This is a genomic window from Qipengyuania aquimaris (genome assembly GCF_009827445.1).
GTDB classification, from domain to species: Bacteria; Pseudomonadota; Alphaproteobacteria; order Sphingomonadales; family Sphingomonadaceae; genus Qipengyuania; species Qipengyuania aquimaris.
The window spans coordinates 2,142,662-2,165,914 of record NZ_WTYI01000001.1 but is presented as its reverse complement, the minus strand read 5'-3'; the positions used below and the strand labels follow the sequence as shown (position 1 = coordinate 2,165,914).

Genomic DNA, 23,253 nt, shown 5'->3' with positions numbered 1-23,253 from the left:
AAGTGCTAGGACGATCACCATGCTGATGAACAAGAATTCCGGCCCCGCTTCGGGCGAGGCAAAGCTGCAATACGGCCCGAACGGCTTCCGCGTGCTGCGCGCAGGCCAGCACGTTTTCTGCGCCGCTTCGGGCGAGGCGATCCCGCTCGACGAATTGCGTTACTGGTCGGTAGAGCACCAGGAAGCCTACGCGACCCCGCAACTCGCCACGGAGCGTCTCAAACCGTGATGCGCCAAAGGGTCGCGCCGTTACTTTCTCTCCTCAGTGCCGCTTGCGTCGCTCCTGCGCAGGGCACGCCCGCGCCCGCACCGGAAGAGGTGGTCGTGAACGAGCTTGCTCCGGCGCCCGCGCCGACTGTTGTCGAAGAACCAAGGCCCGAACCCGCAAGACCGATCGATTTCACCTTCACCGGCGAACTGACCCAAGGCGGCTGGATGCGCGGCGACCTCGGTCCCGGGCGATGGACCGCGCAGTTGGGCGATCAGGAAATCGCCGTCGATGACGAAGGCCGCTTCTTTGCCGCATTCGACAGGGACAGCCCCGCGAAGATCGAGTTCAAGGCGACGAGTGGCAATCTGGTCTATGCCCGGGAGACCATCACCGTCGATCCGCGCGAGTGGGATATCGAGCGCGTCAATGTTGCCAAGGGCACGGGTGGCGGCGGCGCGGCCTGGTGGGCGAAGCGCGAGCCGGAATGGCTGGCGATCCGCGATGCCCGGGCGAAGGAAACCGGGGCCGAAGGTTGGATGCAGGAATTTATCTGGCCGGTTACCGGACGCATTTCTGGTCGTTTCGGACGCCAGCGAATCTATCGCGGCGAGCCGGGCAGCTATCACTCCGGTATCGACATCGCTCCGGGCAATGGCGCTCCTTTCGTGGCGCCTGCTGGCGGCGTCGTCGTGCTCGCGCGGACAGGGTTCAGCCTTGAGGGCGGTATCATCATCCTGGATCATGGTGCAGGCCTGAATAGCGCCTTCATCCACCTCTCGCGGCTGAGAGTGGCGGAGGGTGACCGGGTCGAACAGGGCCAGCTGCTTGGCAATGTCGGTGCCTCCGGCCGCGCTACCGGGCCACACCTCCACTGGAGCCTGATGTGGCGCGAGAAGCGGCTCGATCCGCTCTTGTTCCTGCCTCCCATGCCATGAGGTTGGGAGCATACCCGCAGGTCGCGCCACGGCATGCGTTTACCCGATGCGGATAGGCCGAATTTTCCTTGTTGCGCTTCTCGCCCTGGGCCTCTCGCCCGGGGTGTTCGTGCGCAGCGATGTCGCTCCGCCGGACCTGACAGGTTCAGTTGAGATACGCGCGCTCACGTTCGATGCTGTGACGAATGGCCCCCTGTCACTTGGCGGGCTTTGGCACCTGACAAGCGAGAACGACGGGTTCGGTGGTTATTCCGCATTGGTTGCCCTTGGCGGGGATATGTTTCTCGCAGGCAGCGATGCAGGACGCGTTCTGTTGCTTACCCGACCGGACCGGGAGGGGCCTGCACCGGAAGTTTCCGGTTTCACGGGGTTCTCGAATGATGGCTGGATCCGGATCGACCTAGAATCCATTGTGCGCGACCCCGAAACAGGTCGCTTCTGGTCAGGCATCGAGGGGTCGAACCACGTTGTCAGGTTCAACCGAGACCGTACCTGGTCGGCGGCTTTGAAACCGCCGGCCATGCAGGACTGGGCGAACAATTCAGGCGCGGAAGCCATGGTTCGCCTTGCCGACGGCAAGATCATCGTGATCGCTGAGGAGGATCGCGGCGAGGCTCGGCACGAGGCGCTGGTTTTCGACGACGATCCCGTTCGCGGCGCAAATCCTGTCAGCTTCACCCTGATAGGCGAAGAGGGATACAACCCTTCGGAGGCCGCACTTCTACCCGATGGGAGAATCCTTGTGCTCCTTCGCGCATTCGAACTCGGTTTGCCGCCCTACTTCTCCGTGAAGCTCGCGACCTTCGACCCAGAGGACATTAGGGGCGGAGAAGGGATCGCCCTGGAGCCCCTGAGTGATCTTGGACGCCCCTTCCCGCAAGAGAACTTCGAAGGAGCTCTTGTTACGCAAGAGCCGGGTGGCGATTGGGCTATCTGGCTTATCTCGGACGATAACTTCAGCAAGTTCCAAAGAACCCTGCTGATGCGATTAAACTGGCCCAAAGACGCTCGATAACCCAGCAGCAAACAGCAAAAGGCGCGCAGGCAAGACCCGCGCGCCTTTTCAGAATTCAAGCCTTGGATCGGCGCCGAAGCGCCATCGCCTTAAGCGGCTTCGGCTACAGCCTTCTTGAGCTCGCGCTTTACCTTGAGCGCGTTGGCCGAAAGCTTTTCGTCCTTGGTCTTCAGCAGCCAGTTGTCGAGACCGCCGTTGTGCTCGACCGAACGCAGGCCCTGGGTCGACACGCGGAACTTGAAGCTGCGATCGAGCTTTTCGCTCAGCAGCGTGACGTTCTGCAGGTTCGGCAGGAAGACGCGCTTGGTCTTGTTGTTGGCGTGGCTCACATTGTTGCCGACCTGGCGGCCTTTGCCGGTGAGTTCGCAAATACGCGACATGGTTCAGTCTCTTCGTTCGAATGGACGGGCGAGTTCCCTTGACCGCATTTGCGGGTGAGGGGCTCATAAATCCCGGAAAGCGGCGCGCATAGCGGCGAGGGTGCGAATCGTCAAGCACGTTGCGCCCCCGAAGCCTGCGGGCTAGCGAGGCGCTGGTATGACAGGCTGGACCCTTCCGCAACCGATGAAGCGCGCGCTCGAACTGGCAGAGGCCAGCGCAGCAGCGGGCGAAGTACCGGTGGGTGCAGTCATCACACGCGACGGCGAGGTGGTTGCTGAGGCGCACAACACGCCGCGCGAGACTTGCGATCCGACTGCCCACGCCGAAATCCTGGCGATTCGCCGTGCTGCAGAATCACTTGGGCAGGAACGCCTTACCGACTGCGAATTATGGGTCACGCTGGAACCGTGCGCCATGTGCGCAGGTGCGATCGTGCACGCAAGGCTGGGCAAGGTTTACTACGGGGCGAGCGACCCCAAGGGCGGCGCGGTCGAACACGGCGCTCGTGTTTTCGAGCAAGAACAATGCCTGCACCGCCCGGAGGTTTATTCTGGGATTGGGGAAGCCAGGGCCGCCCAGATGCTGCGCGAATTCTTCATGGTCCGCCGTTGAGGAGGCGCCTCTCCCATATAGTCTGTGGTCCGCTCGTTTTCGGCGCAGCACTGGCCGGATGCCTGGATCAATCGCAGGGCGATCCAGCCGCGGTTCCAGTGGAAGAATCCCGTCCGGCTCCATCGGTGGAACTGCTTGGGCCGGTTTCGGATCATGCCAGTATTCTTGCGCCGGCAGCAGAGCAGGCGATTGCTCAGAAGCTCATCGACCTGGAGAAGGCCACCGGACACCAGATGGTGGTTGTTACCGTCGGCAGTCTCATGGGGCGCGAGATTGCGGACTACACGACCGATCTGGGCGGTGCCTGGGGGATCGGTCGCGCAGGTGTCGATAATGGCGTCATCCTCCTGGTTGCTCCCAACGAGCGCAGGGTGAGGATCGCCGTCGGCTATGGTCTTGAGGAGGTGTTGCCGGACGAGTTCTGCTCAGCCGTGATTCAAAACTCGATCCTGCCTCATTTCAGGCAAGATGATTACTTTTCGGGCATCGCGGCAGGCACCGATCAGTTAATAGGAAGGCTGAGGGATCAGGGCTGACCAAGCGTCTTCTTCTGGTTCCTTACAGACCCCGCCAAATCTTCGCAGCCTGCTTGTCCTTGGCACCGTAACGCCGCGCATCGCAGGCTTCGGGCATGAAGCGCCTGTTGTAACAAAGCCGCAATTCCTCGAGCCATCCCTTGCGGTCGAGGTGCACGCCCACAGCCTCGGGAAACCAGCCCGGATTGGCGTCTGCAAAGCGAGTGCGAATGGTGCCGGCGGTGAGGTCGTCCTCGCGGCTGATGCGGACGAAATCCGGCCACCGCAGACCATCGTAGAGTATGCGCGTCACCTTGAAATAGGTCGCCGGGCGCCGAGTCATGCAACTGCCGTGCTTTTGCCACTGGCGGGCAAGGAGCGACGCATCGGGACTCATGCAAAGGTTTGGCTTCAGGACATCGGTACTGACCGGTGTCCGCGCGCACCATTGGGGCCAGATGCGCCCGCTGTTCGGCCAAAGCCCGTGAACGGTGAAACCGAACCGGCCTTGCCTGCCCGAGCATTGCCGGGCGTGCCGCCTGTCATCCTCGCGAAAGCGGCAAAACTCCGGACTCCAGCTTAGCGCGAGGGTGTAGCCCGTGACAGGCAGGTTCCGCGCCCGCCCCTCGTCGCGAAGCTGCGGTATCTCTATGTTGTTGGGTATGCGGCACTGGTACGCTTGCGCCTGGGCAACGCTGGAGAGGCCCAGCGAAACGATGCCCGAAGCTGCCAGTAAAGCGGCCTTAATCGCCCGAACCTCGCTTCTCAGCGAACCAGGCCTTCGCTTCCGGAGTGAACAGGAAATACACGGCAGCCACCGACATTATCGTGCTGACCCAGCCGATCAGCAGGTTCGTCATGGGCACTTCTGCACTGCTGCCCATCGCCACCGAGAAGATGCTGTAAGCGGCGAACAGCGCGAGAATGTATTTCACGAATTCGATCCGGAGCTTGGATACAAGGAACCAAAGCGCGAGAGTTATCACGATGGTGAAGGCAAGGCCGATCAACAACACGCCGCTGCCCATGGCGGGCAGGCCTTCTGTCGCCAGCTGGTCGTCGGATATTGCCACCAGATCATCGAAACTCAGCACTGCGCCGAGCACGCTTACCACCATGGAGCCGATATAAAGGAAATCGAACTTCTTGATTGCTGCAGGCTTCATTGCATTCCCCTCACGTTCATCAGGGGAATGCACCCGAATTACAGCGGGGTAAAGTCCAGACCGATATCGGCTGCAGGCGCGCTCTGGGTGAGCCTGCCGACGGATACATAGTCGACCCCGGTGGCAGCCTTCGCCTTGATCGTGGCAAGATTGATGCCGCCACTGGCCTCGGTCGGGACCCGGCCCGCCACCAGTTCGACGGCTTCGCGCAAAGTCGGCGGTTCCATATTGTCGAGCAAGAGGCGGGTGGCCCCTGCTTTGAGCGCTGGCTCGATCTGGTCGATGCGGTCGACTTCGCAGATGATGTCCTCGACCCCTGCTTCGACTGCGCGGCGAACCGCCTCGCCGACGCTGCCCGCGACGAGGACGTGGTTGTCCTTGATCATTGCCGCGTCCCACAGGCCCATGCGGTGGTTCGCACCCCCGCCCATGCGGACCGCGTATTTTTCGAGATGGCGCAGGCCGGGAATGGTCTTGCGGGTGTCGAGCAGGGTGCAGTCGGGATTGTCCATCGCCGCGACATATTGCGCGACCATGGTGGCAATGCCCGACAGGTGCTGAACTGTGTTGAGTGCACTGCGCTCTGCCGTCAGCATGGCGCGCGCATCGCCTTCAAGGCGCATCAGGTCGGTCCCGGCCGGAACGCTGGCGCCTTCTTCGACCAGCAACTCGATCGTCATGTCCTTATCGAGCGCGCGGAAGAAAGCTTCCGCCACCGGAAGGCCCGCGACGCGGATGTCGTCGCGCGTGTCCATTACGCCGGAGAAGCGCGCGTCTGCGGGAATTACGCTTTCGCTGGTTACGTCATGCCCGCCGCCCGGAAGGCCCTGGCCCAAATCCTCTGCGAGCGTCTCGCGCACGAAGGCAGCGAGGTCGAATCCGTTGAGAGTGAAGCCCATCAGTGGACGAAGCGTGCCACGACGTCGCGATAGGAACGCGAAACCTTCACTTCCGCGCCGCTATCCAGCACCAGAAAGCATTCGCCGTTCGTATGCGGCTTCACCTGACGCACCTGATCGAGATTGACGATAGTCGAGCGGTGCACGCGCTGGAACTTTCGCGGATCCAGGCGGCGTTCGAGGTCCTTCATCGTCTCACGCAGGATGAGCGAATTATCGCCGGTATAGATGCACATGTAGTCGCCGGCAGCCTCGATATGCTCGATCGTCTCGACTTCGACACGGAATATCTGGCCGCGGTCTTTCACGTTGATAAGCTTCTCGTAGCGGCCGGCAGCCTCGGCATCTTCCTCGCTCGTCTCGACCGCTTCCGGTGCGACTTCTGAAAGGACGCCGCGCAGGCGATCGGCTTCGTCGGAAGACTTCTTTTCGGCCAGGCGCTGGCGGACGCGCTCTATGGTATCGGCAAGCTTGTCCTCGTCGACAGGCTTCATCAGGTAGTTGACCGCGTTCGCCTCGAAGGCGCGGATGGCATGTTCCTGGAAAGCGGTGACGAACACGAACAACGGCGGTTCTATTTCCATGACGCCCTGGACGACGGAAAAGCCGTCGAAGCCCGGCATCTGGATGTCGAGGAAGACCAGGTCCGGTTTCAGCGTTTTGATGGCGCGGATCGCCTCACGCCCGTTTTGGCAGGTTTCGATGATCTCAACGTCATCGAACGGTTCGAGGCGTAGCTGCAGCCCCTGGATTGCGAGCTTCTCGTCATCGACGAGGATCGTGCGAATAGTCATGGCTTGGTACTTACCTTCTGGGGGGCAGACGGGGGATTAACGGTCAAGGCAGTGGCTTGTTTCTCGGCCAATGTCCCCTGCGCTGCGGCAGGCGGCACTTCCTCGTCGGCGAGTTCGTGCGGAATTTCGATCAGCACGGTGAATCCGCCCGATTCGGGCGAGCGGATTTCGAAACGGTGGTCGTCGCCATAGGCTTGCGCCAGGCGATCGCGAATATTGGCGAGACCCACACCAGTCGAATCGCGGCGCTTGTGCGTGGCCATTACCGCGGGAAGGTCGTATGCCACCCCGCCCACATCTACGCCGGGTCCCGTGTCAGACACCGTAATCCTAAGGCGCGGTCCGACAATCTGCGCGAGCAGCGAGATCTCTGCACCCTCTTCCTTCGGGCTGACACCGTATTTGATCGCATTTTCAATCAGCGGCTGGAGCAGCATGGATGGAACCTGAGCCTTGGCCGCCCTGTCTTCGATCCTGAAATTGGTGCGCAGGCGGTCCTCGAACCGCATCTTCTCGATGCTGAGATAGAGCTGCAGCGTCTCCGCCTCCTGTGCCACGCTCACCTTGCCGCCCGGCTGGGTGACAAGCGTGTGGCGCAGGAAGCTGGAAAGACGGGTCAGCATCGCATTGGCCGGCTCCGTCTGCTTGAGCAGGACCAGCGTGCTAATGGAATTAAGCGTGTTGAAGAGGAAGTGCGGATTGAGCTGATACCGCAGCATGGCCAATTGTGCGCTGGTGGCTTGCGCCTCTAGGCGCTCGAGGCGGTCGGATTGCTCTTCCACCTGAAGGAAGAAATTGATCGCGTAGTAAAGCGCCGACCATGCCCCGAGCAGGGTGAGGTCGAAGAAATAGATACCGACAAACAGGCTGACGAAGCTGCCGCTCGAAGAAGTGCCCGCTACTTCCAGCACCCAGCTGTCGATGAAGGCGTAAACGCCTGTCGCGAAAACCAGCACTACGGCCGTGCTGCCCCATGTCACCAGCGGCCTTTGGGCAATCAGGTAATTGTACACGACGGAAAGGATCAGGCTGAGCGAGAAGCCGGTGATCGTGGCGATCAGGATAATGACGAGGCGCTCGGCTGGCTGGTCGTTCGCCACCGCCGACATAACGCGCAGCATCGTCGCCCCGCCCCAGCCCAGCAGCTGGAGATTCCAGAACGCTTGGTTCTTGTTTGCGAAGAACGGCGTCGGGCTAAAGGGCAGTACGGCCATCGTGAGGCTTCCCTAGCGCAATTGCCGCGCCCTGCGCCAGTCGCTAGGATATAAGGCAAGAAAGCACTTGGGAGAGAGCCGATGAACAAACCGGAAAACCTGACCCACTCGATCGAGGAGCGAGCCAAGTTTCGCGAAATGAAGGAAGGCACGCAGGAAGACTGGGCGATTATCGGCGCGGAATACATGGCGTTTGCCAAGGACTTGCCCGACCGCGTCCTCGACCATTTGAAGCTGCTCGACGGCGATTTCGGCGGATTTCCGGTCTGCCGCCTCGAACATTCGCTGCAAACCGCGACTCGCGCGCATCGCGACGGACGTGACGAGCAATATGTCGTGATGGCCCTGCTGCACGACATTGGGGACACGCTGGGCAGCTATAACCACCCGGAAGTTGCAGCTTCGATCATCAAGCCCTTCGTGACCGAGGAGATTCACTGGATCTGCCAGAACCACGGTGCCTTCCAGGGCTATTACTATTTCCACCACCTCGGCATGGATCGCAATGTGCGCGACAAGTTCCAGGACAGCCCCCATTACCAGGCCTGTGCGGAATTCTGCGAAAAGTACGATCAGGCGGCCTTCGATCCCGATTACGAGAGCGAGCCGCTGGAGTTCTTCGAGCCCATGGTGCGCCGCGTAATGGCGAAGCCGCTTGCCTCGATGTATGCCAAGGCGATCGAGGAATAGGGCCTAGCTGCCGATCGCTTTCGCCAGCTGGTCGTAGCCGACCGCGCCTTCGAATGCCTTGTCGCCGGTCACCCAGCTGGGTGTTCCGGAAAAGCCAAGCTGCTGGGCTAGCACCTGGTTGCGCGCCAGCTCTGCCGTGACCTCTTCCGATGCGCCGTATTCCTGTGCCGCCTCGAGGTCGAGACCGGCTTCGCGCGCCGCCGCCATCACGTTTTCGGGCGCGGTCGATCCCATTGCGAACATGGCGTGATAGAACGCGTCGAACTTGCCCTGTTGCGCTGCGGCAAGCGCCATGCGTGCAGGCACATCGCTGCCCTGGAACAGCGGCAGTTCGCGAATGACCACGCGCAGCTCCGGATCGTTGGCCACGAGGCGGTCGATATCCTCGGTGCTGATCCTGCAATAGCCGCAGGCATAGTCTGTAAATTTCACCAGCGTGCGCGAGCCTTCGGGATTGCCGAGGACGGCGCCGGGGAATGGCGTCGTCACTTCGCTGGAGACCGACGCCAGCGATTCGCGCGATTGTTGTTCCTGATAGGCATTCGCCATCGCGGGCAGGATGTCGGGGTTTGCGACGAGATACTCGCGGGTCTGCGAATTGCCCCACCCGCTGAACGAGAAGACCGCCGCGCCCGCGAACCCGAACACCAGCGCGATCAGCGCTGTTACAAAATGCCGTGCCATCGTCCTATTCCCCGTTCCTGCTGCCCTATCGCCGCCTGCGGCAGCTACGATCCTTGCTCACTTCGCACTGCTGTTCGAGCAATGCCCGTGCCTGCATCCCGATGTCCTGGGCCCGCAGCCAGTCCGGCGAGCCGACTGGCAGTCCAGCCTCTGCCGCCTGCGCGCTGCGCATGGCGAGCGCGTATTCGCGCTTCATGACTTGTTGCTCCGCACTGGCCAGTCGGGCGCGGGGCATATCGCCGCGTGCAGCATAGACCACGCCCAGTTGGTACCAAGCGAAAGGATTGTAACGGTCGCGCCCGACCGACGCGCGCAGGACGCGCTCGGCTTCCTCGTAATTCGTCTCGTCCTCGGTGGCGATCAGCGCATGGCCGAAAAGTGATGCGATAAGCGGCTCCGAACGGCTCAGATCGGTCGCCTTGCGCAGGTAATCCAACGCTTCGTCCGGACGACCCGATTCCAGCAGGACCTGTCCTTTCAACTCGAGGAAATAGGGGTCGGCAGGTGCGCGCTCGATCAGCATGTCGGCCGTGCCAAGCGCAAGCTCCATCTTGGCCTGCTTGTGATAGGCATAGGCGCGCGCGACGAGCGCGGGTGTGGATGTGTCGCTTTCCGGATAGTCGCGTAGGGTGTGCTCGGGTTTCGCGACATAGCCCATGAGCTTGGCCTTCACCCGCTGGAAACGCGCCTCGAGCGCCGGGTCACTCGGCTTGTTCCAGGCGGGATCCTTTTCATAGGTGCCGCGCAGGGTCGAGATGCGATCGCCGGAAAGGGGGTGCGTGCGCCAGAAGCCTGCTTCTTCGTCCTGGCTGAAACCCCGGCGCATCTCCATGTTCAGCAGCTTGCCGAAGAAGGACAAGGAGCCGCGACCGGAAATGCCTGCGCGCGAAAGGTATTCGGCACCCGCCGCATCGGCGCTCGCTTCCTGGGTGCGGGTGAACGAGAGAACGGAGCTGATCGCAGCGCTCTGCCCGGCCATCATCAGGCCCATCGCAGCGTCGGTCGAACCGGCAAGCGCAGCGCCGATGCCGGCAAGCATGGAAAGCAGCGAGATATTGCCCGCCTTGGCGTAACCTTCACCGATGCGATTGATGTGGCCGCCGGTAATATGGCCGAGTTCGTGCGCGATCACGCCCTGCACTTCGTTTGCGCTGTCGGCAGCATCGATCAGGCCGCTGTGGAGGTAGATCGCCTGCCCGCCTGCGACAAAAGCGTTGAGGCTGGGATCATTGATGAGCACCATTTCGACATTGCCCGGCTCCAGTCCGGCAGCTTCCACCAGCGGGGCAGTGATTTCGTCGAGGAAAGCCTCGGTCTCGGCGTCACGCAGGACCGATTGCGCTGCCAGCGGCTGGGCCGCCAGGACAAGCAGCGCCAGGAGGGCGAAGAGGTGGGATAGCAGGCGCATCGGCCCCTTCTTAGGGTGTTTCGGCCTGAACCGGAACTGAAAGCGCGGTGTGCTGGCCAAGGAAGCTCGTAACTGCATCGAAGATCCGCGGATCGCGCCGCCATGGGTTGGCGAGGGCGAGCAGCGGGTCGTTATGCGTCATGGCAGGTAGGAACAGCGTTTCTACGTCGGCCCCACTATCTTCCAGCGCAGCAGCCAAAGCGCGCGTATTGCGCGGTTTTACAAGTGAATCCTGCTCTCCATGCACCAGTAGCATGGGCGGCGCATCGCTGCTGGTGTGGTTCACCGGCTGGCTCTCTGCGCCGACTCCGACAGAACCGAATGCGGCGCGGGTGGAATCACTGTCGTAGGGGTAGAAGTCGTATGGCCCGGCCAGTCCGACCACACCCCGGATCGCCTGCGCCGGGACGCGCGCTTGCTCGAGCCAGCGCTGTTCCAGCGCGACTTGTGCCACATTGTATGCTCCGGCCGAATGTCCGGCGAGCACGATGCGCTCCGGATCGCCGCCGAAATCTGTGATGTTTTCGTGGACCCACGCGGTCACTGCCGCAGTGTCCTGGAGCATTGCGGGATAGCGGCCATTTTCGCGCAAGCAGTACCCGCCTAGCACGACGATATAGCCTTCGGGCGCGATACTGCGGGCGATGAAGCCGTAATCGTCCGGGTTGCCGCTACGCCAACTGCCGCCGTGAATGAAAATGAAAACGGGAAGGGCCTCATCTGGAGACCGTTCGCCGTATACCAGCAATTTCTGACGCGGATCTACGCCAAGGCTTTGCTTGTGCAACAGCTCGGTATTGTTCTTGCCGCCGGAAATCCGGTCGACCGTGTCGAGCACCGCCGGGCCGTTCCGGTTGATCGCGATCAATATCGCGCCGCCGGCGATCAGGGCTAGGCCCACGATCACGGCCAGTATGAGCATTAATGTCTTCACGCAGCCTCCGTGTCGCCCTTGCCGACCGACTTGACGATATTTTGTGCTTCATCATCCTCGAGCAATCCGATCGAGGCGAGAAACTTGCGGCCTTCCTCGTAACCTTCGCCAAGCCAGAGGGGGATATTCGCGGACTTCAACGATTGTTTGGCAGCAAGCTCTTCCGGGCTCATTGCCTCGCCTACCTTGCGGATGAAGACGGCCCTGACCCTGCCCGGATTGCTCGCAGCGACATCGGCAAAAGCGGTCAGGTCACCCTGGCTGTCGTCGCCGATGAGCGCGAACTTCATGTCCGGATAGGTCGCCAGGATGCCGTCGATCGCGGCGCGCTTGTGAGCGCCGTGGCTGGAAGATCCGAATGTCGCGCGATTGAGACCCCAGTCGCGCAACATGATCGGTCCAAGCGGCAACCCGCGGCCTTTCATGTAGGTGACGAGATAGGAAAACAGGTTCCACGGGCTCGACGACACATAGAAGAAGGGGCGCCGCGATGCCCGTTGGTGATCGCCGGCGTGGCCATTCTGTCCGTGATGGTCCTGCCCGCCGCCAAGTGCATTGTAGAAAACGTCGGCGCCGGGAACGAGGATGCGTTCTTCCGGCATCTGCATGAGCACACGTCGCCAGTTGCGCATCACCGCGCGGAAATTCCCGGTGATCCCCGTCTCGATGATCGTATCGTCGATATCCGAGATGAAACCGAGCGACGTGCTTTTGCCCGGCGCAAGCACGTGTCCGTCGAGGCAGTGTTCGCCTTCGCCATTGGACCAGTGGAAGCTCACGGTTTCCCATTCCGGCTCCTCGCCATAGGGCCACTCGCCCTCCAGCCTGATGTCGAAATGGACGAAGCCTTCCTTGTCGGTCACGCCCTGGTGCCGCTGCGATTGTTGGCCTGGAGCGGCGATTTCGAGCTCGACCGGCAGGCCCTCCACTTCATGGCTGGCAAACTGACCCATCATGGTGCGCATCGCCCGCCACTTTCCCGACTTCGCAAAGCTACTGTCGCGCGAGCGCAGGGCGCGGGCGGTGATGAACAGCCGCTCCTCGTTGCGATAGCCGAAATAGGGCTGAATCCGGACGGGTGCGGTAGGGAAAAATGGCATGGGCCGCAGCGCTAGCGCGTGCGGCCCATCCATCTCAAGCACTTATTCGGGAAGGTTCACTTGGCCAGCAGTTTGCGAGCCGCCTTTTCGAGCAGCACACGATCTTCTTCCAGTTCGCCGACGACGACCAGTTCACCCATTTCGGTGCGTCGCACCATGACGAGAGCGAATTCGGGGCCTTCCGCGTCGATATCTTCAAGCTGAGCAGGCTCGATCGCGCGCAGCTTCTTCGCCAGCGTTTCGCGGATGCCCGTGCCATCGTCTTCGACCGGCCTGCCCTGTTCTTCCTTGCGGGCACGGCGTTCTGCCTGGACGACGCCCTTGAGGCCGCCTTCTGCCTCGCGCAGGAATTCGGCCAGATGGCCGCGTTCGATGCCGACGCGGTGCGCATGGGTCAGCACGGCGGCATATTCGGTCAGGCGCGTCTTGTCGTAGTCGGCGCCGAAGACGAGCTTCACAATCGGCGTCATCGGCGCGCGATCCTGCACGGTCAGGCCGTTGTCGGCGATGATTTCACCAAAGTCCTCGGGCGAGTTCTGCGCCTCGAGGCTGAAATCGTAGGCGAGGCCGACCGCTGCATACAGTGCCTTGCGGCTGCGGTCTTCGGTGCTCTGCGCAGCCTGCGCCAGCTCACGTGCCGCGGCCAGGCAATCGTACAGGCCTTCGGGCGCCACCTCTTCGGCCGCAGCGATGACGGCGGCGTCTTCTGCCGCTTCTGCAACGATGGGGTCATCATCGGTCGGAACGGGCAGCTCCTCGACGTCCTCACCCGCAATAGTGGCCGGCGCTTCCTCGAGTGTCTCATCCAGGTCGAGCGGCGCGGAATCATGTTGCGAATCGTCAACGGACTCCATCGGCGCGTCGACCGTTTCTTCCCCGGTATCGGGCGCTTCTAGGATATCATGCGCCGCGATTTCGAAGGGTTCTGCCGGTTCTTCTGGCTCGTATGCCTGCGGAATGGGTGATGAAACCGGTCCGCTCGCTGCACTGAACCCGCTGAGATTGACAGTCTTCTTTTCACGTTCGCCGCGGCTGACCAGCGACATGAGGCTGCTACCAGCGTCCTCGTCGGCAAGCGGGTCCACGACGTCTTCGACGTCTTCGTCTTCAATCTCTTCGTCGTCCCAGTCCGGCAGTCCGTAGTCGGCCGCAGTCTTCATGCCGCTATCGAATTCGCCGTCGTCCATCTCGGCTTCTTCGCTACCCGGATCAGGGGCAAGGCTTCCGAGTGGATTGCCCAAGGCATCGACGCCGCGTTCCTTGCGGGCCGGCAGGTCCTCCGTGCCGGTCTCGCCGAAGCTCGGAGCAGGCAGCGCCTCTTCGATATCCTCTTCGACGACTTCGGCGGTGCCGAGATCGAAGACATCGTCTTCCTGGTCCCAGTCGCCATCATCTTCGGCGGACAGGTTTTCAGCCGGCTGCGTCAGGTCGAGGACATCGTCGAAATCGCTGTCGTCGCTCTCTTCGAGATCGTCTTCGCCAGCCAGCGCCTGGTCAATTTGCAGCAGCAATTCGTCGGCAGTCTTGGCGTCGGCCAATTCCTTCCAGTTGATCACACCGAAGATGAAGTCGATGCTTTCGTTATTGCTGGAATACGGAAGCAGGATGCCGCGATACAGGATCGTTACGCCGCGCTGGTTCACGAATTCCGCTTCGAAGCCGATCGGCGCCTCGTTGGCGATGATCTGCATGTAATGATCGGTAATCCGGCTCAGCAGCGAGCGTGGCGGCACATCTTCGAGATGTGTCAATTCGCCATCGACGTCGCATTCCTGGCGCAACTCGTCACCGACGAAGCGCACGGCAGGGTTCTCAACCCCGCTCGTGAAGTCGAGCAGCACAGAGTAAGGCCCGAAATCGTCGAGCAATTCCGGTTCGAGGTCTTCGATATCGGGATAGTTCGCGTCGCCGAGCAGGCTTGCCCAATGATTGTAGGCGCGCACCTGCATGCGGCGCTCGTCCTGGCCGACTGGCGACGGCGGCGGATCGAGATCGACGCCGTCCTCCTCGACGAAATCGTCGAGATGGTCCTGTGCGTCCTGCGCGTCAAATGCGCCGCCAAACCTGTCCATCGCTTAAAAGCCCCCGAATGCGAGTTGCGGTATTCGAGACAGGCTATGAGGCAGGTGTAGTAAAAATAGGGTTAAGGTTAATGCCGGTTAGGCTGCGCGCACCGTCAGAGCAGATAGCGCATCCTGATAGTCAGCTCGCGGTCGCTTGTTCCCATGTCGAATGCGGCGTCGCGAAACTTGGGCGGACCCATACGAACCGGCGCATCGCGCGAAAAACCGAAGCCTTCCTTTGGCATCATGCCCAGGACACGGTCGGCCTTGCCGTTGGAATTTTCGTCGTGGAGCAGGGCGATTGCATAGCGGCCGGGTTTCACTCCATCGAATGTGAAGGTCACTCCGCTCTCGCGAGCGTTCACACTCGTAGCGTGGATGCTGGCGGTGTCCTTGCAATCGGGAAAATCGCTTTGTGCAGTCGTCATGCAGGCGCGCAGTAGACCCTTGTCGTTACGCAGGTCGGTGACCTTGACGGTAATACTCACGCCAGCGTCCTTCGCTGGCAGAGGCACACCCGCGCCCAGCGCCAGCGCGCAAAGCGGCAGCAGGGCGAACCGGGCGTTCATACGCGTTCGCTCAGACCGCGATCGGTCTTGCACAGCCGGTCCCAGAACCGGAAATAGAGGCCGTAATTGCATCGATACTCTTCATGATGACGCTGATGGTGGCTGGCGGTTATCAACCAGTCCCCCAACCGCGAATGAACGAGACGGCGGGGAAACATCTCCCACCCCATGTGATTGGTCACGCCCATGATCGTCATCACGGCCAGAACCAGGCCCAGCATGGCGATATGGATCGGAATGACGAAGACCAGCGCAGGGATGACCACGGCGCCGGTGAGTGCCTCCCAAGGATGGAAGCTCATGGCAGCCCAGGCGGTGGGCGGGCGGCTGGCGTGATGCACAGCATGCATGACGCGAAACGGGCGAGGGCGATGCATCCAGCGATGCGTCCAGTAGAACCAAGTGTCGTGAAGCGCGAGATAGGCCAGCGGTGCGATGGGCAGGTACCACAGGGGCATCGTATCCCATTCCATGTAGATCTGCGTCCACCCGCGTTCCTGCCAGCCCCAGGCCACTATCCCCGCCGGGATGCCATAGATTGCCGCCGAAACCAGCGACCAGGAAATCTCGCGCCTGATCTGGGGGCCGAGACGGTCGTGGTAGCCTGGCCGCCTGAATCGCGTGGCGAGCGCGAACGCTCCGCTCGACGCGAAGTACCGCAAGGCAATGATGGCCGTCATGGCCAGTGCCGAAAAGAGAATGGCGTCCAACATGATCCCGCGCGCATTATGCCCCAGGATACGTTAAAAAGAAGCCGAGAACTTACTCTGCGTTGCCCCAGGGCGCGCAGTGTGGATCGCCGGCAACGGTCATGCGCCGCATTGCGGCCCGTGCCAGGCGCTCGACTTCCACCTTGCGGCGCGCGGCTGCGAGCGGATGGAGCGGGGCCGGCCGAACGATTTCACCGTCATAGCCGTCGGCCACGATGATGCCGCAGCAATCCGGGCGATAGTCTTCGCTTTCCAGCACGGACCGGTCGAGGCCGGGCGGGAGGCCCCAGTAGAAGCGGTCGCAAAAATCGAGGTAATCTGGCCATTTGCCATCGCCGAGCAGGTCGCCGCGTTGCACCTTGATCTCAACGATGACGACGCGGCCCTTGTTGTCGAGTCCCATGAGATCGGCCCTGCGCCCGTTGCGCAGCGGCACTTCGGGAATCAGCCAGACATCGTTTCGCGCAAACAGGCGGGCAATGCCGCGCGCCACGTCGACTGCGGTTTCGCCGCCGGTCTCTTGTCCGGCAGTTTCGATGACGGGGGAATCACTCATGTCCCCGAAATGGAACAGAATGGGAACGCGGTCAAGCGCCGGGAGTGGTCAGTTTTCAGGTGCCAGCGCTATGATCGCATCGCGCGAGGCATGGAATTCCCGCCACAGGGTGAGCGCCGCGCTGGTCGTGTCCTGACCGGAGGCGCTCAGCGACAAAAGTGCCCTCAGGCCCGGTTGCATGACGGCAGCAAGATCGTCGACGCCGCGCAGCACCATCTCGTACTCATAGCCGCCATTCGCGGCAGCACGTGCGGGCAGTCCGGTAACGGCTTCGTTTTCTTCGGGGCGGCCCAATTGGGCCAGCACGCCGATGGCTGCGGCTGCTTCGTGAACCGCATTCCATTGAGCCGCGAGATTGGCCTGGTCGCGCGAATTAGGGGCGCGCCGGTCCCGCGGCGGAAGGATAGTCGCGTTCGACAGGTCGAATTCGTGGCGTAGCGCGTTCATGGAACGGATGTTTAGGGCGTCGGCAATTGCCAAATCGCTAACGCGCCGCGATGCGCTCGCCGAAATTTCTCTGGCAGGGCGCCAACGGCCTTGCTAAGCGCCCGCTTCGCCCAGGCGGCAAGGCCAGGCACCCGTAGCTCAGCTGGATAGAGCGCTGCCCTCCGAAGGCAGAGGCCACAGGTTCGAATCCTGTCGGGTGCGCCACTTGCCATGGGCGTTTCTCCCACCCTCGCATTGCAGGCCGGACAGCGCTGCACTATCGAGAGCTTTCCTAATTCACGGCGAACCGCGATGGAGCGCACCATTCACAACCAACGGACAGCGCGTGAGGCAGGGACGCAGTTGCCCGGCAGCGAGCCTCCGTTCGTGGCCGCGAGCCAGCGCATCGCGATGGTCCACAACCCCCGCTCGCACCGCAACAAGGGCAGGCAGGCGGAGCGGGTGGACGGCGTCGACATCACAATCGTTCAGCCGCGCACCAAGGATGAGTTGGCCGAAGCACTGGCGCAGCTTCGCGACGACGGTGTGGAATTTCTCATCATCAATGGCGGCGACGGCACAATTCGCGATGTGCTGACCATGGGCCAGGTTGTTTTCGGCGAGAACTGGCCGACACTAGCAGTCCTGCCACGCGGCAAGACCAACGCGCTCAATGTCGATTTGGGCGCTCCATCGGACTGGAGCCTTTCTGCGGCAGTCGAAGCGTTTCGTTCGAGCAAGCGCGTGCAACGGCGCGCGCTCACCGTCGCCCGCGAAGGCAGCGACGAACTCCCGATGCTCGGTTTCATCCTCGGCGCAGGCGCATTCACGCTCGGCATCGAGGCCGGACAGGATGCGCACCGGATCGGGTTTTTCGATTCCCTTGCCGTAGGGGCCACTGCAGCCTGGGGCGTGCTGCAGGTCCTCTTCGGCACCAATGCTAATCGGTGGCGCCGCGGTACTGCTATGCGCCTCGCCTACGAGCCATCCGGAGAACCGATGCCGCATTCTCCTCATGGCGATCCCGCACGCAGGCATATCATCTTGGCCACAACGCTTCAGCGCATGCCGATGGGCATCCAGTTGTTCGGGAAGAGCCAAGCTCCGATCCGGCTGGCCATCCTCGACAGGCCGCGCAGGCGGATTTTTGCCTCCCTTCCGGCCATTCTGTCTGGCTGGCATCCCGATTGGCTTTCGTCGGCGGGCTTGCACCAGATCAGTGCCGAAGCTTTCTCGATAGATCTGGAAGCGCCTTTTATCCTGGACGGCGAGCACTTTCCGGCGGGCCGGTATCATATCGACCAAGGCCCCGAACTGACGTTCGTGACCGCGTGAGCGAGACATTCGAACAGCGCATCGCAACCTCGCTGGACGCCGAAGTGCGCGCCGAGGTGTCCGAATATGCCGATATGCTCGCCAAGGAGGCGGGCGCGCGGGCTGTGCTGTTTTATGGTTCGAACTTGCGAACGGGGTCGCTCGAGGGGGTGCTGGACTTTTATGTCCTTCTACCGGGCCCGCAGGCGGAACGGGTCTGGCCCCGCGTGAGCTACCGGGAATGGCAGCGCGGCGACCAGATGCTGCGTGCGAAGATCGCCACCATGTCGCTTCAGCAATTCATTTCAGCTGCCAGCGGCGAGAGCCGCGACACCACTATCTGGACTCGGTTCGTCCAGCCCAGCGCGCTTGTGTTCGCGCAAGATGCTGCCGCTCGCATCGACGTGGTGGAAGCGGTGCAGGCTGCCGCGAAAACGGCTTCGAAGTTCGCAGCCGCACTTGGACCCATTGCAGGAAAGGCGGAAGAATTCTGGCGCGCCCTGTTCCAGGCTACGTATCGGGCGGAGTTCCGCGTCGAGAAGCCGGGCCGCGAGGACTCGATTCTGTCGGTCAACAGCGCGCATTTCGACGGCTTGCTGCCTTTGGCATGGTTAGCACAAAGCTTGGAATTCGACCGCGACGGTGAACGGCTCGAACCGCAGCTGGCTGTGAAAAAGCGCCAGGAAATCCTTCGCCAATGGCGACGGCGGGAAAGAGTCGGGAAGGCGCTCAACATCCTGCGCCTTGCCAAGGCCACTACCACCTTCGACGGGGCTGCGCGCTATGGTGCGTGGAAGCTCGAACGCCACACCGGCATACAGCTTGAAGTTACCCCATTCCGGGAAAAGCACCCCTTACTGGCCATGCCGGGTGCAGCTTGGGAGCTATGGCGCGCAAAGCGCAATCAGCGATAGCGCATCCGGATCGAAATCGTTTCCACACCTTGGCCGACCGAGAAGCCGACCTTCTTGTAGCTCGGCTTGCCGAGGTTGAAAATGTTGAGGCTGGGGTTGTTCGACATGGCACCGCCATCGGCGAAAATATCGGTCTTGCCATTCCCATTGATGTCGTGACGCACTGCGATGCCATACGTCCCCGGGGTGGCAATCGGCATGCAGAAACGCATCGTTCCTGCCTTGGCTGGGACTTCCATGCGAGTGAGCCAGCGCCCCTTCTCAAGCCAGTCGGCTTTGGTCGCGCGATAAGACTGGATGCGTAGCGTACCTTTGCTTTCCTTGATGTCGGTGACGCTCACCCAGACTCCCGGCTTACCGCTCTGGCAGCGGGCGGGGTCATGGTCGAGTTTCTGGCCGTATGTTGCTTGTGCCACGGCGGACGGGGCGATCGCAGCCATTGCGATCGCGGCACAGCCTGCGAGTGCAAAAGGTTTGATAGTCATGAAAAGTCCCGTGAATTGCTGAATAGAATAGAGGATGCGGCGCACGCGCATCTCCCACAGATTTGGAAGACAAATAGCAAAACGCGCTGAATTGCGCCTGAATTGGCTCTCGGCGACCTGTTAAGGTGCAACCACACCGCCGCGCTCCAGCCGAATGACCTGATCGGCAAGCTTGGGCAGGATGCCCCGATGGGCGATCGCTATGACGGTCGTTTTTTCGGTCATGCTGCGCAGTGCCTCTGCGATCGCTTTTTCGCTGGCACTGTCGAGAGCACTTGTCGCTTCATCGAGAATTATCAGGTCGGGTGAACGAAGAAGGGCGCGCGCCAAGGCGATCCGCTGCTTTTCGCCACCCGAAAGCTCTCGCCCGGTCGCTCCTACCGGGCAATCGAGGCCATCGGGCAGATCCCTGACGAAGCCAGCGTGCGCTTCTTCCAACGCGGCCCACATTTGATCTTCGGTGGCATGGGCATCGGCAAAACGAAGGTTGTCACGGACTGTGCCTCCGAAAATCACGGCCTCTTGTTGCACGTAGGCTGTCCGACTGCGCCAACTGCACAACATAGACAACTCAAGGCGAATGCCATTTATCGCTACAGTCCCGCTGTCGGGGAACGTCAGGCCTGAACAAATATCGGCCAGTGTGCTCTTGCCCGACCCGGACGGACCACAGATCACCACCAGGCGGTTTGACGCAATGTCGAGATCAATCCCACTCAGTGCTCCTTGCCGCCCCGCAAATCGCACACCGACATCTCGCAAGCTGAGGACTGATTTGAATTCCGGCGCTGGAGCGGAAGCGACTGCGTCAGCGTGAGCCTTCGAGGCCCCAATGAACTTTCGCGCACTTTCGAAAGCCGGTGAAGCATGTGCCCAGCCTTGCGCGTGGGCCTGCACCTGACCGATCAGCGGCAGCGCGCGCACGAATATGGCTGTCAGGACAAGTACTGTCGGAAGCGGAATGGACAGCGTCGTCACTGCCACCCAAATCGCCAGTGCAGTCACTGCGCCGCCTCCGACTTGCAGGATTGCCTGTGCGATGGCGCTCGATCCCACATAGGCACGCTCGGTTCTACGCAAGGCAGAGAATCCGTTTTCGAGCATTCTTGCGTGCTCGCTTTCCTTTCCGAAGCTCTTGATGACGCGCAAGCCACGCATCGTCCTGGAAAGCTGCGTATGGACCGTGTCATGCCTTGCGGAGAGTTCTTCACCGATCATACGCGCCTTACGGCGGACCGGGGCAAACAGCAGATAGGCGAAGAGCCCCCCTGCGATCGCGACAAGAGCGGCTGGAGGGGACACGACGATCGCCGCTGCCAACAGGGCGGCAAGTGCAAGTGCCAGCCGCACTAGAGTGGCGAGCATTTCCACTGCATAGGCGCAGCGGTCGATATCACTGACCAGGAGGGCCTCCGCCTCGCCTTCGCGCAACCCCGAAAGCCATCGCCAGCGGGCGCCGAGCATGTTTTGCACGGCGTTCATGCGCAAGCTGTCAACCAACGCGCGCGAGACATCCTGCACGCTCAGGACGCGCCACACTTCCGCTCCAGCGCGCAGGCCAACAAGCGCAACAAACAGGGCAAGAAGAACGGACAACGGCAGGCCTGAAGCGAATCCGGCCAGGGGTAAATTGGAGGCTTCAGCATCAAGCGAGGCCAGAAGCGGAACCAGCAATACGAAACCGATGCCTTCCGTCGACGCCGCAAGCAGCGAGGCGCACAGCATTCTTACAGAACCGCGGCGCATTGCCGGTTGTCTCAATTCATCCAGGACTTGCCGCATCACCATCGCCGCGCCCTTATGCTGCAGCGCCTGGATGAAGATCAATCGGCGATCTAGAAGTCATTTCGTCGTTCTGCGTGAGACAAAGGTCGCAGCTGTCAGTGCGCGGGTCAGGGCGAAGTATCGGGGCCATAGCTGCGCCGGTTCCGTAGGCGTATGTTCACCCCAATCGTCGAGATGACCTTTCAGCATCTCGGTATCGATCATGCCCCCTAACTGCGGGTGCATTGAGATATTTTCCAGCCTCTCGGACAACTCCTTTCGACGGCTGCCGATGCGGGCGTGCCAGTCCGGATTGTGTCTTCCTTGCCGCTGTTCGAGCCTTTGCGCCTCAGGCATGATGCCTCTCGCCAAACGCCGCGCGAGGTAGCGATCAACCCCGCCCCGGCGCAATTGTTCGACCGGCAGGCCTTGGCAAAATTCGATCAGGGGACGATAGGCCGTGACGTCACGCAGCTGGATGCCGTGCAGTCGCTCGAGGCCAAGATCGAGATCTTCGCCGCTGTCGGCGCTCGCCCACATCCTGCGGATGGCGTCGGCCTGACTGCTGTCCAGCGAGGGCTGTTCGAACACCGACTGATCCGTACGATCCGCGCGCCAGCTTTCGATCGCAGAACGGCTTAGTGGCGAAGCCGGGAGAGCAAAGCCAAACCGATCGGGGTGCGCAGCGGATCGTATGTGCCTTTGCCATGCTGACGGCAGGTTCGGGAGCAGGGCCTGCGCCAAGAAGCGACGTAACCAGGGTCGTTTGTCAGTCGCCAATGGCCGTCTCAAGACCGCTGCTAGTTTTCGCCAGTTCCCGTTTCGCAAATGCGACGCTGCAGCCCAATGGCCGTCGAGGCTGAAGCTGAAATTGCCCAACATGGCGTTCATAAGCCTGTCGCAACCGTCCTTGGCCGCTGCTTCAAACAAGCCATGGAAGATGCCGATGTTCGCGACATTCGCGGTTGGCGTCTCGGTCACGCCCAACAGTTCGCGCAAACGGTAGTCATGCCCACCTTTGTTTGGGTCGGGGAAATTCAGCTTCAGCCTGGGATGCTGGCAAGCAAATCGTCGCACCCGCTCCCGCTCATCGCCGAAAGTGCCGCTTGGAACGCGGCCATCCCAATGGGATACCGTGCCTGCGGTGTAGCCTTCCAAAGTGGCGCTTGGGCCACTGCAGTTGAGGCATGCAGCGGCAATGATCGGGCTGTCGAGCCCACCCGAGATCATGATGCCGGCTTTGGTCGATCCGGCGAGCGCCACCGCAGCGGCTTCCTGGATCAGCTCGGCAGCGCGCTCGACATATTGATCGTCATTGGCGAGGCGGACGGGGGATATCGCTGTCGGGTCATAGTACCGTTCCAGCTCGAACCCGCTTGGCGAACAATGAGCCCTGCACCCGATCGGAACGCGCGATATTCCTCGATACCAGCCGGACGATTCGCAATCGTGGTGATCAAAGGCCAGCTGATCGCGAAGGTAGTTATAGTCTACCTCACGCGGATGGCCTCCGGCAAAAATCACGGAAAGAATGGGCGATGCAATAATGCGGCCGCCTTCGGCAACAAAGTGAAGTGGCGGCGCGGTCCAAGGCGACCGGACCAGGCGCAGTCGACCCGGGCCGAGGACCGTAATAACGCAATAATGGCCGACCAGGCGGCCATCGGTATCGTCGCCCCAGCGGTCCAAAGCAAAGTCGTAAAGGACTCCGTCTTCGATCGAAGGGTCAAGGCCAAGGTAATCGCAGATTTCCGTCCGGTTATCGATCCGGCCGAACAATCGGGATCGGCCGCTGCTTTGGCGATCCACAGCCTCTTGCGCCGTAGGCCAGAGGCCAACGCCGGACACGTCCACGAAGGAGTGTGCACGGCGGTCGAGATCACGCGATTCCGTG

At 61.6% G+C, this 23,253-nt stretch carries 26 protein-coding genes and 1 tRNA gene; 9 read left to right on the top strand and 18 right to left on the bottom strand.

Annotation, left to right across the window (positions count from 1 at the left end):
- The first annotated feature begins 19 nt into the window (after window positions 1–19).
- From GRI34_RS10565 to GRI34_RS10555, 3 genes are read left to right on the top strand one after another with little or no spacing between them, the layout of a single operon-like run.
- Complete coding sequence (locus tag GRI34_RS10565) at window positions 20–229, top strand: DUF2093 domain-containing protein (RefSeq protein WP_160595892.1); 210 nt, start codon at window positions 20–22, stop codon at window positions 227–229.
- Window positions 229–1,146 carry a M23 family metallopeptidase gene (locus tag GRI34_RS10560; RefSeq protein WP_160596494.1) on the top strand — a complete coding sequence of 306 codons (918 nt, stop codon included), beginning with the start codon at window positions 229–231 and terminating at the stop codon, window positions 1,144–1,146. The genes GRI34_RS10565 and GRI34_RS10560 overlap by 1 nt, the downstream gene beginning before the upstream one ends.
- 46 nt (window positions 1,147–1,192) lie before the next feature.
- The gene (locus tag GRI34_RS10555) at window positions 1,193–2,161 is read left to right on the top strand and encodes an esterase-like activity of phytase family protein (protein WP_160595891.1); all 969 of its coding nucleotides are present in this window, start codon (window positions 1,193–1,195) and stop codon (window positions 2,159–2,161) included.
- Between the two features lie 89 nt (window positions 2,162–2,250).
- Here the strand turns inward: GRI34_RS10555 and rpmB are convergent, their stop codons facing one another.
- Window positions 2,251–2,541, bottom strand: coding sequence for a 50S ribosomal protein L28 (gene rpmB, locus GRI34_RS10550; protein ID WP_090476962.1), 291 nt, complete (start codon window positions 2,539–2,541; stop codon window positions 2,251–2,253).
- A gap of 157 nt (window positions 2,542–2,698) precedes the next feature.
- On the opposite strand from rpmB, the gene GRI34_RS10545 reads away from it, so the two are divergent.
- Together GRI34_RS10545 and GRI34_RS10540 are read left to right on the top strand one after the other, a co-directional pair.
- A complete protein-coding gene (locus GRI34_RS10545) occupies window positions 2,699–3,154 on the top strand; it encodes a nucleoside deaminase (protein WP_160595890.1) in 456 nt (151 codons plus the stop codon).
- A 98-nt stretch (window positions 3,155–3,252) separates the two neighbouring features.
- A complete protein-coding gene (locus tag GRI34_RS10540; protein WP_160595889.1) occupies window positions 3,253–3,690 on the top strand; it encodes a TPM domain-containing protein in 438 nt (145 codons plus the stop codon).
- A 22-nt stretch (window positions 3,691–3,712) separates the two neighbouring features.
- Here the strand turns inward: GRI34_RS10540 and GRI34_RS10535 are convergent, their stop codons facing one another.
- The 5 genes from GRI34_RS10535 to GRI34_RS10515 all read right to left on the bottom strand — a co-directional run bounded on the left by GRI34_RS10535 (window position 3,713) and on the right by GRI34_RS10515 (window position 7,742).
- Entirely contained in the window at window positions 3,713–4,279 is a 567-nt protein-coding gene (locus GRI34_RS10535; protein WP_325065229.1) for a ribonuclease T2 family protein, read from the bottom strand.
- Window positions 4,280–4,412: 133 nt separating this feature from the next.
- A complete protein-coding gene (locus tag GRI34_RS10530) occupies window positions 4,413–4,835 on the bottom strand; it encodes a hypothetical protein (RefSeq protein WP_160595888.1) in 423 nt (140 codons plus the stop codon).
- A gap of 38 nt (window positions 4,836–4,873) precedes the next feature.
- The gene (gene nadC / locus GRI34_RS10525) at window positions 4,874–5,734 is read right to left on the bottom strand and encodes a carboxylating nicotinate-nucleotide diphosphorylase (protein ID WP_160595887.1); all 861 of its coding nucleotides are present in this window, start codon (window positions 5,732–5,734) and stop codon (window positions 4,874–4,876) included.
- Window positions 5,734–6,528 carry a LytR/AlgR family response regulator transcription factor gene (locus tag GRI34_RS10520; RefSeq protein ID WP_090476953.1) on the bottom strand — a complete coding sequence of 265 codons (795 nt, stop codon included), beginning with the start codon at window positions 6,526–6,528 and terminating at the stop codon, window positions 5,734–5,736. The genes nadC and GRI34_RS10520 overlap by 1 nt, the downstream gene beginning before the upstream one ends.
- A complete protein-coding gene (locus GRI34_RS10515) occupies window positions 6,525–7,742 on the bottom strand; it encodes a sensor histidine kinase (protein ID WP_160595886.1) in 1,218 nt (405 codons plus the stop codon). The genes GRI34_RS10520 and GRI34_RS10515 overlap by 4 nt, the downstream gene beginning before the upstream one ends.
- Window positions 7,743–7,823: 81 nt before the next feature.
- Between GRI34_RS10515 and GRI34_RS10510 the strand changes: the two genes are divergently transcribed.
- Complete coding sequence (locus GRI34_RS10510) at window positions 7,824–8,432, top strand: HD domain-containing protein (RefSeq protein WP_090476949.1); 609 nt, start codon at window positions 7,824–7,826, stop codon at window positions 8,430–8,432.
- Window positions 8,433–8,435: 3 nt separating this feature from the next.
- Here GRI34_RS10510 and GRI34_RS10505 read toward each other — a convergent pair whose 3' ends face one another.
- From GRI34_RS10505 to GRI34_RS10465, 9 genes are all read right to left on the bottom strand, one after another.
- The gene (locus GRI34_RS10505; protein WP_160595885.1) at window positions 8,436–9,116 is read right to left on the bottom strand and encodes a DsbA family protein; all 681 of its coding nucleotides are present in this window, start codon (window positions 9,114–9,116) and stop codon (window positions 8,436–8,438) included.
- Window positions 9,117–9,141: 25 nt separating this feature from the next.
- A complete protein-coding gene (locus GRI34_RS10500) occupies window positions 9,142–10,524 on the bottom strand; it encodes a M48 family metalloprotease (protein WP_160595884.1) in 1,383 nt (460 codons plus the stop codon).
- A 10-nt stretch (window positions 10,525–10,534) separates the two neighbouring features.
- Complete coding sequence (locus tag GRI34_RS10495; RefSeq protein WP_160595883.1) at window positions 10,535–11,458, bottom strand: alpha/beta hydrolase; 924 nt, start codon at window positions 11,456–11,458, stop codon at window positions 10,535–10,537.
- Window positions 11,455–12,558, bottom strand: coding sequence for an App1 family protein (locus tag GRI34_RS10490; RefSeq protein WP_160595882.1), 1,104 nt, complete (start codon window positions 12,556–12,558; stop codon window positions 11,455–11,457). The genes GRI34_RS10495 and GRI34_RS10490 overlap by 4 nt, the downstream gene beginning before the upstream one ends.
- A 56-nt stretch (window positions 12,559–12,614) precedes the next feature.
- Window positions 12,615–14,630, bottom strand: coding sequence for a PAS domain-containing protein (locus tag GRI34_RS13465; RefSeq protein WP_160595881.1), 2,016 nt, complete (start codon window positions 14,628–14,630; stop codon window positions 12,615–12,617).
- 104 nt (window positions 14,631–14,734) lie between these two features.
- Window positions 14,735–15,190, bottom strand: a complete 456-nt coding sequence (locus tag GRI34_RS10480; protein ID WP_160595880.1) for a DUF2141 domain-containing protein — start codon at window positions 15,188–15,190, stop codon at window positions 14,735–14,737.
- Window positions 15,187–15,903, bottom strand: coding sequence for a sterol desaturase family protein (locus tag GRI34_RS10475; RefSeq protein WP_160595879.1), 717 nt, complete (start codon window positions 15,901–15,903; stop codon window positions 15,187–15,189). The genes GRI34_RS10480 and GRI34_RS10475 overlap by 4 nt, the downstream gene beginning before the upstream one ends.
- Window positions 15,904–15,952: 49 nt before the next feature.
- Window positions 15,953–16,456 (bottom strand): MmcB family DNA repair protein, encoded by a 504-nt coding sequence (locus GRI34_RS10470; RefSeq protein WP_160595878.1) that lies wholly within the window; start codon window positions 16,454–16,456, stop codon window positions 15,953–15,955.
- 48 nt (window positions 16,457–16,504) lie between these two features.
- The gene (locus tag GRI34_RS10465) at window positions 16,505–16,903 is read right to left on the bottom strand and encodes a hypothetical protein (RefSeq protein WP_160595877.1); all 399 of its coding nucleotides are present in this window, start codon (window positions 16,901–16,903) and stop codon (window positions 16,505–16,507) included.
- A 127-nt stretch (window positions 16,904–17,030) separates the two neighbouring features.
- Here GRI34_RS10465 and GRI34_RS10460 point away from each other — a divergent pair.
- The 3 genes from GRI34_RS10460 (at window position 17,031) to GRI34_RS10450 (ending at window position 19,110) form a co-directional block, all read left to right on the top strand.
- A tRNA-Arg gene (locus GRI34_RS10460) sits at window positions 17,031–17,107 on the top strand.
- Between the two features lie 6 nt (window positions 17,108–17,113).
- Window positions 17,114–18,217 (top strand): diacylglycerol/lipid kinase family protein, encoded by a 1,104-nt coding sequence (locus GRI34_RS10455; protein WP_160595876.1) that lies wholly within the window; start codon window positions 17,114–17,116, stop codon window positions 18,215–18,217.
- A complete protein-coding gene (locus tag GRI34_RS10450; protein WP_160595875.1) occupies window positions 18,214–19,110 on the top strand; it encodes a hypothetical protein in 897 nt (298 codons plus the stop codon). Before GRI34_RS10455 ends, GRI34_RS10450 begins: the two co-directional genes overlap by 4 nt.
- Here the strand turns inward: GRI34_RS10450 and GRI34_RS10445 are convergent.
- The 3 genes from GRI34_RS10445 to GRI34_RS13385 all read right to left on the bottom strand — a co-directional run bounded on the left by GRI34_RS10445 (window position 19,101) and on the right by GRI34_RS13385 (window position 23,168).
- On the bottom strand, window positions 19,101–19,595 hold the full coding sequence (locus GRI34_RS10445; RefSeq protein WP_160595874.1) for a DUF2141 domain-containing protein: 495 nt from the start codon (window positions 19,593–19,595) through the stop codon (window positions 19,101–19,103). The two genes, GRI34_RS10450 and GRI34_RS10445, sit on opposite strands and share 10 nt — an antisense overlap.
- Window positions 19,596–19,715: 120 nt before the next feature.
- Window positions 19,716–21,422: an ABC transporter ATP-binding protein gene (locus tag GRI34_RS10440; RefSeq protein ID WP_160595873.1), complete on the bottom strand. Its 1,707-nt coding sequence runs from the start codon at window positions 21,420–21,422 to the stop codon at window positions 19,716–19,718.
- 15 nt (window positions 21,423–21,437) lie between these two features.
- Window positions 21,438–23,168: an asparagine synthase-related protein gene (locus tag GRI34_RS13385; protein WP_160595872.1), complete on the bottom strand. Its 1,731-nt coding sequence runs from the start codon at window positions 23,166–23,168 to the stop codon at window positions 21,438–21,440.
- Window positions 23,169–23,253: the final 85 nt, after the last annotated feature.